Raw genomic sequence first — 11,252 nt, 5'->3', positions numbered from 1 at the left:
GCACAAACGTAAACGTCAGACCAACCCATCTTTATTTTGAGTAGCTGGTTTTGATAAAAAATGATGGGGATATTTTAACAGAGTTCTTTGACAAAAGAATTAATGAGCCATCTACCCGATTGATTAATCCGGGCTAATGAGGCCGTACTGATTTCTGGAAAGGGGTTTCCGGCGATCAGGCAGAAGTTCCCGGAGACGATTGATGGGATGACTCATCAATCGGCGAAGCAGGTCGTCAAGATATTCAAAGGGGTTGACCTGGCAGGCCTTGCAGGACTGGACGAGACCTAAAAATAAGGCCGCTTAATTCCGGGGACACCATACTTAATTATTGACAAGGATTCAGAGGCGATGATAAGTTTCCGTCATGGCGCGGATGGCAGGGCAGTGATCAGGAATTTTTTCTGCATGACGTGACCCAAGAAGGAAACCGAAGGCAGTAAACTTTTTTTCCCGAGGAGGTATGTGAAAATGATTCCTGCGCGGGAATGGCGGGGAGATGTGGGCCTATTGCCTCGAAGTACAACACTGGTGACACGTGTCACCACCATAACTTATGGATATATCAGTTAATTTTTCAAACAACCTCCCTGTAAACAAGAACAAACTCTTCGCATGGCCCCAAGAAAAAATGGCCACGGTATTCCGGGGACAGTTTATTTATTCATTAGAAAGGGGTCGGACCGAAAGCGCCGGGATAAACCGGCATAGCGTAGGGGATGAAAGAGCCCCACATAAAAGGAGAAGCTGATCCGGTATGGCCCCGAGTCATTTACGGGTAGCCGCGAAGTAATACGTGAAGCAGTTGACCACGTCAGAATTGCTGATAACCTCAATACTACGGTTATCTCGCGCGAGATAAAATTGGATTTTTCTTCCGCACGAGAATTGGCTAAGCTAGTTCTCATCCGGAAATTCAAATTTCCGGATGAAGCTTTCAGCATTCAGCGATCAGCATTCAGCTAACCCCTAAAGAATAGAGGATTTTGCTGATAGCTAAAAGCTGACGGCTGACCGCTCCATCCGGAACATAGCCTTTTCCGGATGGATACTAAGCTAACTAAAATAAACAAGAAAAAGCTTGTCGGTTGGCCAGAAAAATAGCCAGGGACGACCCAAAAACTGTCTTCTTCCTCCTGACCGCTAAAGTTCAAAGTAGATGCGTGCATCACAAAATGTCTATTGGATATCCTATCTTGATCCGGTCGCTTAAATCGGATTTTGTGATCTTACTTTTCCGCTTGCCGTCAAGAAAAAAAGCTGTTATTTGGGAATTAGTATTTCCATTTTGAGACGCAATATGGAATTAATTACCCGGTTTTTCAATCCACCCAAAGGAAGCTTTTTCCGACCCGCCGACCTGAGATCGCTGCGGTCTTTCAAAGAGGAATATCCAAAAAGTAAGACCCTTCTTCTCTACCGGGGGAAATATCGCCTGGTCAAAGGGGATACGCTCTGTTTGCCCTGTGCCGACTTTCTGGCCGCTCTTCATCCCGACCGACTATTGAATGAAGTTTTTACCTATCAGGCAGCCTGATGCAGGGGATAATTTTGGCCAATTCCCTGGCAGAAAGGTACCTTAGGGTGGTGACCGCGGTCACCAGTGGAGTACTGAGTTTGTTGGCCATATTGACATAGGGAGAGAAATCATAGAAGGAGATAAACGATATCCACTACGGCAGGAATCTCCCGAAAAGTGATTGGGGAGAATAGAGCACTGAGAGAATTCCAGGAGGTAATCAATGTCTATTTTGGAAAAAGCCAATGATAATCGCGACGAGGACCAGCGGTCCCCCATCAACCTGCATCATGTACACATTTTCGCTTCGGATATCGACGCCAGTCTCAAGTTCTATTCCAGGTGGTTCGGCGCCCGGGTAATCTGGGACGATAATTTCGCCGGCGCGAGAAACGTATTTGTGCAGATCGGCGGCGGGCATTTGCACTTCTATGATCAGCCGCCCCAGGGATCCGGGAAAAACACCTTTCACCATTTAGGCATTCAGGTCGATGATCTGGATGCCTTGTACCTGCGCCTGAAAGAAGGGGGCTTCCCCCTGCGCCAACCGGTAAAACGTTTTGCAGAAGGGGCTTACCTGATGGTCGAGGCCCCAGACGGCGTATTGCTTGAACTCTTTGAAACACCTCCCCCGGAGCGGAAGAAGCAGTACGGATCCTATTTTTTTTAAATGATATGGAGGAGTCAAGATGGTTTGTAATCTTCATCACGTCCATCTTTTTGCCTCGGACCTCGAGGCCAGCATCCGGTTTTATACCGAAATGTTCGGAGCCAAAGTCGTTTTCGACGAAATACTGGCCGAAGCGCGGAATGTGTTGATACAAATCGGGGCCGGCCGCATCAACTTCTATGACCAGCCTCCCCGTGGGACCGGGCAAAACGCCGTCCATCACCTCGGAATCGATACGGATGACATTTCGGCTCTGGTCGCCCATATGGAATCGAAGGGCTTCCGGTTTCGATCGCCGATCCGGGATTTCGGAGATCTCAAATACATCATGCTGGAAGGACCCGATCGGGTGCTGATCGAGGTTTTCGAAAATCGGCAGAAGGGCATCGAGTCCTGACTCCGGTTAATGACCATTAAAAAGGAGAATACCATGACGATTATAAGAGTCAGCCTGGTAGGGATGACACTGGATTCCGTTACCAAATCCAATCTGGCGAAGCGCTTGATTGAGGAATTCGCTACGGTTGAAGTCGGGCGGTTTTCAGAGCCAATTGCAGCGGGTTTCACCTTACAATTGGAGGAGGTCGGGGCCGACAACTTGTGGATGGGATTAAAACCCGCGGTCCAATCCCATCCTTCCGGGAAGGCGGTGGTCATTTCGGCTCAGGTGATGGCCGGTCCCTGGAATGCCGCCATGAAGGAGGAGTTATTCGCCCGGCTTGATGCCGCAGTGCGGGAGATTTTAAAGATTCCGAAAACCGATTCCGATTCCAACATATGGATGACGGTGACGGAAATTTCGGGGGATTCTTTCAGCGTCGGCGGCAAGGTGGTTTCCATCGCCCAACTGAGCCCTTTTTTTACCGCTGACCGACAGAAGCGCATAGGTGAATATGTGAAAAAATCACTGCAATCGGATTAAGGAATTATTTCTCTTTAACGGCCCAATTATTTCGTGAAGATAGGGGTCGGACCGAAAGCGCCGGGATAAACCGACATAGAGGGGGGGATGAAAGAGCCCCACATGAAAGGAAAAGCTGCTCCATTGTGGCCCCGAGTCATGTACGGGTAGCCGCGAGGCTACGCGTAAATCTGTTGACAGGGGTAAACGCAGGCCAGGACTTTTTCTTTTTCCATTTTCTTGGAAAGAAGTCTTTGACTTATTGGTTAAAAAGAATCCCCATCTTTTGTCTTTTTATGTAAAAAGACCCGGAGCGTTTCCACGTTTCCTTCCCCGAAACCGCCTTTTAGCTAAACGAGCCGCAAACTCGATTCTTCGGTGTTCATAACCATCCGTTTTATGGAGTCACTAAAAAGTACTTCCATCCGGGTGTCTGAAATGATCTGTCCCACAAACCCCAGCCCGAAGACATGATGCTGGATCACATCCTTTAACCGGAAAGTATCATGGGTACGGTAGATTTTTATGGGGATATTCGGTTTCAAATCATTTTTCATCCTCTCCCACTGGGCCGGCGTGGTGTTGGACAAGCCCGATTTGACCTTTTTTTCTTTAGCGGGATGGGGGGAGGGTACTGCACTCCGGTAATTATGCTCCGAACCGCAGGTCTTACATTTTACCCTTGATACGACATTGTCACGGTCCACCAAAATAATATGGTAAAGCAACAACCTGCATTTGGTACAATAAGCTTCGATATCATTTCCTATTAAAGAGGACATCCATTTCTCCTTTTCTCTTTAGGTTAACCATAAAAAATTTGTTTCAACTACGGGGAGCCACTGTCCCGTTTCGAAGCCAGGGCCAGCCGGTCGTCTTGCAATCGTGCCACCGTTCCAGAAAACTGGACACCGAGCGCACTTGCGCCAAGGCCAAGGGAAAGCCTCATGATCTGGTCAAAGATAGGATCGTTATGGAGGTGTGGTAAAGTTAGTCGATAATGACCGGAAAGATTCTGAGTATAAAAACATCCGGGAAAGGGATTTAAAAAAATCAATTTCCCTTCCCCGGATGTTTCTTGATAACTTAAATGGCCTTTACATTTGCAGCTGACGGGCCTTTTGGGCCCTGCTCAATATCAAAGCTTACCCGCTGGCCTTCTTGCAAGGTTCTAAATCCCGCCATACTGATGGCCGAATGGTGGATAAAAACGTCTTTATCCTGACCGTCCACATCAATAAAGCCAAAACCTTTGTTTTCGTTGAACCACTTTACGCTTCCTTCTGCCATGATCGTATCCCTTCCGTTGAATGATTTCTCAAGTTGGGATACGACAGGCCTAAAAAAAAAGGCATCGAAGATAAATCCTCCGATGCCCGTACTCATCGAATTGTTCACCAACTTCGACCGTCATTTACACCATATGGACTCAATAACGGATTTGTGTTATTTAAAATAACACCTTTATTCAGATAAGTCAAGTGAACAGTTCAGTCCTTTTCCACGGGAACAGCTATTCCCCGTACAGCCCACCATTACTAATGGTACCGTCATGAACATTTCTTATCGAGTAGAGTTGTTATGCAAAGCCACTTGAGCGGTAGCCGTATCGGTGGTGAGGAGGGTTTTGAGGAAGGCCTGGGGATGGCCCCCCCTGCCTTTTGGCCGTCTGCACCAGACTGGGAATGATGCTGTCTGACTTTAGCCCCTTGTCCGATTTTGTTCCAAAGGACACTTTGCGGAAGATGACCATCTTTCGGTATTCCGGGGACAGTTTATTTATTCAAAGGATATTTCCTGACAGAGCCTAATCCATGGTGTTACGCGCGTAACAGGTGTAACACCGTCGTGGTCTGCCTCGCCTCCCCATTAAATCCCTTCCGGTATTGGTCCGACTTCCGAAAGAATCAAAATGCCGGGGAGGATGTGAGAGAAGGTGATAGAGCCCTGGATAAAGGGGTAATTGGAAAAGAGGAGCCGAACGGACACATGGCCCAACTCCTCTTTAAGGGATTTGATGAAATAACTTCTCAAAGATCTGCCACTGCCAGCCCTTTGCCAGACGATCTTCTAATACTACAGCGACATTTTTTCCGTCATTCCCGAATGTCTTTATCGGGAATCCAGGTTTTTAAGAAAATGAGAAAACCAAAGTCCCTGGATTCCGGCTTAAACCCTGCCGGAAGAAGCAGACCAGGAGAAAAGGACGATAATTTCATATTGATAATTTAATGTATTTTTGATAGGTTAAGTATCAAGAAGCGTTAATCATGAAATTCGACAAGTTCCTTTTATTCCTTAATGAATTTCTAAGACATTAGATAAGCCTATGTTTCCATGGCAAGGAGTTTAAAATGAAACTCCCTGAAGATACTTTGATAGCTCATGAGAAACTGACGCAATATTTGTTGACCCCAAGAAAAAGAAATGACAAATCGCAGTGGCTGGCACAGGCGGGATATTCACTGAACAACTGGGAAGCATTGGAAAATGATCTAAGAGATCAGATTTTATCAAAAGACGTTACCTTGTTGGAAATTACTGAATTTGGCAAACTGTTTGAAATAAGAGGAAATCTTATTGGACCAAATGGAAAAAAATTACCGGTCTGCACAATCTGGCTTACGGAATTCGGAACCGGAAATACAAAATTCATAACCATGTATCCTTCCAAAAGGAGATAGAAAAATGGCTTACAAATTATTCGAGGAAGTTGTTTTGAGAAAAGATATTCCGGAAAGAGGATTGAAGAAAGGTGATGTTGCAACCCTTGTTGAGCATCATCCTGTTTCTGGTGGAGAAGATGGTTATTCGTTAGAATTATTTAATGCCATTGGTCAAACATTAGCCGTAATAACGGTACCCGAGTCATTTATTGAACAATTAACTCCAGATGAGATTTTTAGTGTCCGTCCATTGGAAGCGGCATAAGTGCAAGGGATAACGTTGTCCATTTAATTGGAAAAAAATTTATTGAGCTACGTGGACCTCCCGTCCTTACCATCTTACAACATGAACTGCGATCTGATCCTGACCCCTGCGGGGCATCTACGGCTGCAGGGGGACAACACCCCAGACGGAACGACGCCTGATGCCTGGATGAAGCGGGTCAGGGCCGCTTTTTCATCCTCCCAGTCCCGGGGGCGTCTGGCCCTGGGCGGATCGAAGCCGGAGGCGCTGCTTTCACCGGTAGTTTTCTTTTGGCGGGATTTTGCCTGCTATTATCTGACCCGACTCTGTCGCACGCCCGAATTCGTCGGGAAACATCTGGACCCCATCGATCCACCCCTGGAATCCGAGCTGGCGGTCCTCGTGCTTTCTGCACCTCCCATGCAGGGCGGAGAATACCTGAGTATTGAGGTCCTTCGCGGCCTCTGGAACGATCTGGACTCCTGGGCGAGGAAAGAGATCGCCGCCTCCGATGAGGGCCTTAACGGCTGGCTGAAGAAGCATGCCCCGCTCTGGCAACAGGTGGGACGCGTCTGTTTTCACCTGGCGGAGAACAGACGTGATCCCGATTTCCCTTTCGCCTTTCTGGCCACTTACGCTCCCAGTCTTTCCAAGGGGGGGGCGTGTCCAATATCAGCCTTTGGGAAAGGCCCTCCAGGAATATGCCGGTGAGCACAACAAGGCCGCTCTGATCAAGCTGCTTTCGCCCGTCTATCGGGCCTCCGAGATGATCCCCTTCGTCAAGGACCTGGTGGATTCGGGCGATGTCTTTCATCCTCTGGCCTGGTCCACGTCCGAGGCCTATCGTCTTCTTAAAAACATCCCCCTTCTGGAGGAAAGCGGTCTCCTGGTGCGGATACCGGATTGGTGGCGGAAGCGGCCCCGGCCCCGAGTGGCCGTGACCATCGGCGAAAAAAGACAGAGCCGGTTCGAAGCCGGCGCCATGTTGGACTTCAGGGTGGGGCTGGCCCTGGGGGATCAGCATTTGACTGAAGCGGAATGGCGGGCCCTTATGGCCTCCGAGGACGGGTTGGCTTATGTCAAGGGCCAGTGGGTTGAGGTGGACCGGGAAAAATTATCTGAGGCCCTGGCCCATTGGAAAAAAGTGGAGGCCGAGGCTGCCGGGGAAGGCATTTCTTTTATTCAAGGGATGCGCCTTCTGGCCGGTGCCCCGTCGGATCTGAATGTCGAAGGCCGTTTCAAGAGCGAAGATCGTGAGTGGTCCTTCATCGGGGCCGGAAAATGGCTTTCTGATATCCTTGCGGCCTTGCGCGAGCCGGGAAAATTGGCCGCAACCGCGTCGGCCCCGGGCTTTCGCGGAACGCTTCGACCCTACCAGGAAATCGGGGTTAACTGGCTTTGGTTTCTGACTAACCTCGGACTGGGGGCCTGTCTGGCCGATGACATGGGGCTGGGTAAGACCGTTCAGGTCCTCTGTCTTCTCCTGGCCATGAAAGAGAACCCATCCGAACGGCCCGCACTCCTGGTCCTTCCGGCCTCGCTTCTGGCCAACTGGAAGGCTGAAATCAATCGCTTCGCCCCGGCGCTTAAGACCGTTTTTGTCCATCCCTCGGAAACGGATCAGGCCGACCTGGCAGCCATGGCTAAAAATCCTGCCAAGGTTTTCACCGGGGTCGATGTGGCCCTGACTACTTACGGGATGCTCCTGAGACAGAAATGGCTTCTGGACAGGCCCTGGCGACTGGTGATCCTGGATGAGGCCCAGGCGGTCAAAAACCCGTCCACGCGCCAGACCAAGGCGGTCAAAGAGCTCAGGGCTGAAACCCGGATTGCCCTTACCGGAACGCCGGTTGAGAATCGGCTCTCCGATCTCTGGTCTCTTTTTGATTTTCTCTGCCCCGGCCTGCTGGGGTCTGCCGCCCGATTTAAGAAATTCGTCCAGGGGCTGGAGGGGCGAGGACCGGACTGCTACGCGCCTTTGCGGAATCTGATCCGGCCGTATGTCCTGAGAAGGCTTAAGACCGACAGGACTATTATTCAGGATCTGCCCGACAAGACCGAGACGAAGGCCTTTTGCGGCCTGTCCAAAAAACAGGCTGTCCTGTATGCCCGATCCGTGGAGGAGCTCAGGTCGGCGCTCAAAGGACTCGACGGGATCAAACGGCGCGGGCTGGTACTGGCCTATCTTCTCCGGTTCAAGCAGATATGCAATCATCCGAGCCACTTCCTGGGACACGGCGGATACGAACCGGCCGACAGCGGAAAGTTCGACCGCCTTGGCGCCATTGGCGAGGAAATCGCCTCGCGACAGGAAAAACTCCTGGTATTCACCCAATTCCGTGAAATGACCGAGCCGATCGCCGCCTTTCTCGGGGGGGTGTTCGGCCGCCAGGGGATAATCTTACACGGCGGGACGGCGGTAAAAAAACGGAAGGCCCTGGTCGACCTGTTCCAGAGGGAAGACGGCCCGCCTTTTTTCGTGCTTTCCCTCAAGGCCGGCGGCACGGGTCTCAATCTCACGGCCGCCTCACACGTCATTCATTTCGACCGCTGGTGGAATCCGGCGGTTGAAAATCAGGCCACCGACCGGGCTTTCCGCATCGGCCAGCATCGGAACGTGCTGGTCCACAAGTTTATCTGCCGGGGGACGGTCGAAGAGAAGATCGACGCTCTGATCGAGGAAAAAATAAACCTGGCCGACGATATCCTGACGTCCGGAGCCGAATCTCTGCTGACAGAGATGAAGGATGAAGAGCTGCTCAGGATTGTCGCCCTGGATATCGACCGGGCTGAATTTTAAGGAGGGGAGAAAATGGGCTGGTATAATTTCAAACCCTACGTGCCCGTGGCAGCACGCCGGGCGCAAGCCAGGAAAAAGATGGAAACGCTCCGGAAAAGGGGGCAAAAAATACAACCCGTGGAGCTGGAAGGAAAAACCATCGCCCGAACGTTCTGGGGAAAGGCCTGGTGCGATCATATGGAGTCGTTTCACGATTATGAAAACCGCCTGCCTCGCGGACGCACCTATGTTCGAAACGGTTCCGTATGTCACCTGGATATTGCCAAAGGCGAAGTCCAGGCCATGGTCAGCGGCTCTGAACTTTACAAGGTGAAGGTGACGATTAAAACCCTTCCCGGGGAAAAGTGGAAAGAGGTCAAGAAGCGCTGCGCCGGTCAAATCGGTTCGCTTCTGGAACTGCTCCAGGGCCGGCTTTCCGCCAATGTGATGTCTGTCGTGACCCACCGCAACAAGGGGCTCTTCCCCCTGCCGGGTGAAATCAGCCTGAAATGCAGTTGTCCGGATTGGGCCGTTATGTGCAAGCATGTGGCCGCGGTGCTCTATGGTGTGGGGGCACGGCTGGATGAACGACCGGAGTTGTTGTTTCTTCTGCGGGGAGTGGATCATGAGGATCTGATCAGCGCCGAAGTCGGCATGGTTACGGCCGCGACCGAAGTGCAATCCGGGCGCCGAAGGATCGCCGATGACGCCCTGGCCGATGTCTTCGGCATCGAGATGCCGGAGGAGGCGAAACCGGCCGGGACAAGGCCCCTATCCGGCCGCAAAGCGGAGAAATCGCTTTCCCCAAAGGCCTCCAAGCGTCTCTCCGGAAGCACAACCGACCTAAAAGCCAAGGCGGGCAAAAGGTCCAAGCCGACCCGGGAGAAATCGGCCGGGAATAACCGGCCTCTTGGTATGGAGGTGGCCGGATTACGGGCTAAATTCGGCATGTCTCAGGCCGAGTTCGCCGGCCTTATCGGAGTAAGCGTGACCTCTATCGCCAACTGGGAAAAAAAGCCCGGGATCCTCGGACTGCGGGCGCATTCCCTCGAAACCTGGAATGAGATCAAAAGACTGACAAAATCGCAAGCCTGGCGGAAGCTGCATCGTCAGTAAATCCTAAATTCCACCCTTCCTGAAGAAATAGCCAACCGCCCGTACCGAGTGTTGCCTGATTGGGAAGGATAGACAAACCCTAATACGGGACGTTCGTGCAGAACGTGCTTAGCAATTAGAGATCAGGCTGTTAAAGAAAGACTATGCCCACAGCGGGGGAATAAAGCAATTGAAGTAGAAGTTATGGGGTCCCATTGCAGGCATTGGGTCCGACCCCGAAACCCGTTTCAGGCGGCATCGCTGGTTTTCTTACCCCATTACCTTAGATTGGCGTCCAACTCGGTCCGTGGTCTTTTGGTCTCCTCGAAAAAGGATTGGGCCGCTAATTTCGGCCACCTTTTCTGAATATAGCATTTGGAGTATTCTTTTGAAAAAAGAGCGTCGATAATCTCTCTGACTTCTTTGCCCGGGAGTGTTACACCCGGATCCCTGCCGTTATTCTTCAAAGGATCCCTTAAAGTTACGGCGGACGGCATCATCCAGTGGGTTCCAAAGGTTCCGCTGGAGCGCATGGCATTGGGCATCGGCAAGTAAATAATTTTGATCCCCTTTTCCCTTCCGGAGATCTTTTGGTGCAAATCGCCAACCCTGAGTTCAAGTTCCTTAATCAGGCGGTTGGATAGCTGCTCGGAGGCACCGAACATCGCTCCTATTCCCCGATCGCTTTTATAGTCCGGTTGAAAGGCCGAGGCATCGGCGACAATTATGCGGATGTCGGCGAGTTCCCACCGCTTGTCTTTTGCCACTGTCTTCGATTGGATATTTTCCAGTTCTTCGGCTAAGACAAGCAGGATGGAGACCAGTCCACGGTTTTCGACTGCACCCCCGTCCGTGACCCAAAAGCGCTTTCCATCCAAAGCTACAGCGGCATTGGAAAACACCGGCGGAAAATTGGCACTCAACGAGGCTGCCGCAAATAGGGAAACGCAGGGATCACGCACGATTTCAAAAGGAAGATCGAGTTTCCAAAAATTCCCCTCTTTCGGTTTATGGTCGAAGTCCGACCAAAGATTGGTGAGCACCATTCGTCCCCCTGCTTTATCCGCTGATTCCTTAGAACTTGAAGAGCCTGACAAAGAGGGTGATCCGCACAGGGCGGTGTTAAAAATGAGCCCCAGCTCCTTGATATCTCCGAGGGTGGTACGGAGTTCCGTATGTCCGGTCCCGCCGGCTTTAAAAAAGCGTCTTTGAAAGCTCTCGGTGAGAAGCTGCCCCAGGCGGTATCTGGATACAATGCGCCACTCTGCTGCCCCGGCCAGAACATCTTCGATAAAGGGGGCCGAAAGGGTTTCACTCATCTGGTCCCAGGCGCCCTTGTCATTCGGGATCAGAGAAGGCCAATGGATGGCAAAGTAGG

Annotated in this window: 10 protein-coding genes and 2 pseudogenes; 8 read left to right on the top strand and 4 right to left on the bottom strand. The window is 51.0% G+C overall.

Annotated elements, in window-relative coordinates:
* Positions 1-123: 123 nt before the first annotated feature.
* A pseudogene (locus HY879_25180) lies at positions 124-285 on the bottom strand (transposase domain-containing protein).
* Positions 286-1,300: 1,015 nt separating this feature from the next.
* On the opposite strand from HY879_25180, the gene HY879_25175 reads away from it, so the two are divergent.
* The 4 genes from HY879_25175 to HY879_25160 all read left to right on the top strand — a co-directional run bounded on the left by HY879_25175 (position 1,301) and on the right by HY879_25160 (position 3,111).
* A complete protein-coding gene (locus HY879_25175; protein ID MBI5606637.1) occupies positions 1,301-1,537 on the top strand; it encodes a hypothetical protein in 237 nt (78 codons plus the stop codon).
* A gap of 205 nt (positions 1,538-1,742) precedes the next feature.
* Positions 1,743-2,189 carry a VOC family protein gene (locus HY879_25170; protein ID MBI5606636.1) on the top strand — a complete coding sequence of 149 codons (447 nt, stop codon included), beginning with the start codon at positions 1,743-1,745 and terminating at the stop codon, positions 2,187-2,189.
* Positions 2,190-2,208: 19 nt separating this feature from the next.
* Entirely contained in the window at positions 2,209-2,586 is a 378-nt protein-coding gene (locus HY879_25165) for a VOC family protein (protein MBI5606635.1), read from the top strand.
* Between the two features lie 33 nt (positions 2,587-2,619).
* A complete protein-coding gene (locus HY879_25160; protein ID MBI5606634.1) occupies positions 2,620-3,111 on the top strand; it encodes a hypothetical protein in 492 nt (163 codons plus the stop codon).
* A 329-nt stretch (positions 3,112-3,440) separates the two neighbouring features.
* On the opposite strand, the gene HY879_25155 is transcribed toward HY879_25160, so the two are convergent.
* Both HY879_25155 and HY879_25150 read right to left on the bottom strand, forming a co-directional pair.
* The gene (locus HY879_25155; GenBank protein MBI5606633.1) at positions 3,441-3,872 is read right to left on the bottom strand and encodes a hypothetical protein; all 432 of its coding nucleotides are present in this window, start codon (positions 3,870-3,872) and stop codon (positions 3,441-3,443) included.
* A 304-nt stretch (positions 3,873-4,176) separates the two neighbouring features.
* A complete protein-coding gene (locus HY879_25150) occupies positions 4,177-4,380 on the bottom strand; it encodes a cold-shock protein (GenBank protein ID MBI5606632.1) in 204 nt (67 codons plus the stop codon).
* 1,064 nt (positions 4,381-5,444) lie between these two features.
* Here HY879_25150 and HY879_25145 point away from each other — a divergent pair.
* The 4 genes and pseudogenes from HY879_25145 (at position 5,445) to HY879_25130 (ending at position 9,895) form a co-directional block, all read left to right on the top strand.
* Entirely contained in the window at positions 5,445-5,774 is a 330-nt protein-coding gene (locus tag HY879_25145; GenBank protein MBI5606631.1) for a hypothetical protein, read from the top strand.
* A gap of 4 nt (positions 5,775-5,778) precedes the next feature.
* Positions 5,779-6,021, top strand: coding sequence for a DUF4926 domain-containing protein (locus tag HY879_25140; GenBank protein ID MBI5606630.1), 243 nt, complete (start codon positions 5,779-5,781; stop codon positions 6,019-6,021).
* Positions 6,022-6,102: 81 nt separating this feature from the next.
* Positions 6,103-8,800, top strand: a pseudogene (locus HY879_25135) (DEAD/DEAH box helicase).
* Between the two features lie 12 nt (positions 8,801-8,812).
* The gene (locus tag HY879_25130; protein ID MBI5606629.1) at positions 8,813-9,895 is read left to right on the top strand and encodes an SWIM zinc finger family protein; all 1,083 of its coding nucleotides are present in this window, start codon (positions 8,813-8,815) and stop codon (positions 9,893-9,895) included.
* A 257-nt stretch (positions 9,896-10,152) separates the two neighbouring features.
* Here the strand turns inward: HY879_25130 and HY879_25125 are convergent.
* Positions 10,153-11,252 (bottom strand): hypothetical protein (locus HY879_25125; GenBank protein MBI5606628.1); only part of this gene is annotated, 1,100 nt, incomplete at its 5' end.

The organism is Deltaproteobacteria bacterium, assembly GCA_016219225.1.
GTDB lineage: Bacteria > Desulfobacterota > RBG-13-43-22 > RBG-13-43-22 > RBG-13-43-22 > RBG-13-43-22.
The sequence above is the reverse complement of the archived record's forward strand: the minus strand, read 5'-3'. Positions and strand labels throughout refer to the sequence as shown.

Excerpts from the sequence above, each read along its gene's own strand:
- HY879_25165 (MBI5606635.1), top strand. The coding sequence starts at position 2,209 with ATGGTTTGTAATCTTCATCACGTCCATCTTTTTGCCTCGGACCTCGAG.
- HY879_25170 (MBI5606636.1), top strand. The coding sequence starts at position 1,743 with ATGTCTATTTTGGAAAAAGCCAATGATAATCGCGACGAGGACCAGCGG.
- HY879_25130 (MBI5606629.1), top strand. The coding sequence starts at position 8,813 with ATGGGCTGGTATAATTTCAAACCCTACGTGCCCGTGGCAGCACGCCGG.
- HY879_25140 (MBI5606630.1), top strand. The coding sequence starts at position 5,779 with ATGGCTTACAAATTATTCGAGGAAGTTGTTTTGAGAAAAGATATTCCG.
- HY879_25175 (MBI5606637.1), top strand. The coding sequence starts at position 1,301 with ATGGAATTAATTACCCGGTTTTTCAATCCACCCAAAGGAAGCTTTTTC.
- HY879_25150 (MBI5606632.1), bottom strand. The coding sequence starts at position 4,380 with ATGGCAGAAGGAAGCGTAAAGTGGTTCAACGAAAACAAAGGTTTTGGC.
- HY879_25145 (MBI5606631.1), top strand. The coding sequence starts at position 5,445 with ATGAAACTCCCTGAAGATACTTTGATAGCTCATGAGAAACTGACGCAA.
- HY879_25160 (MBI5606634.1), top strand. The coding sequence starts at position 2,620 with ATGACGATTATAAGAGTCAGCCTGGTAGGGATGACACTGGATTCCGTT.
- HY879_25155 (MBI5606633.1), bottom strand. The coding sequence starts at position 3,872 with ATGTCCTCTTTAATAGGAAATGATATCGAAGCTTATTGTACCAAATGC.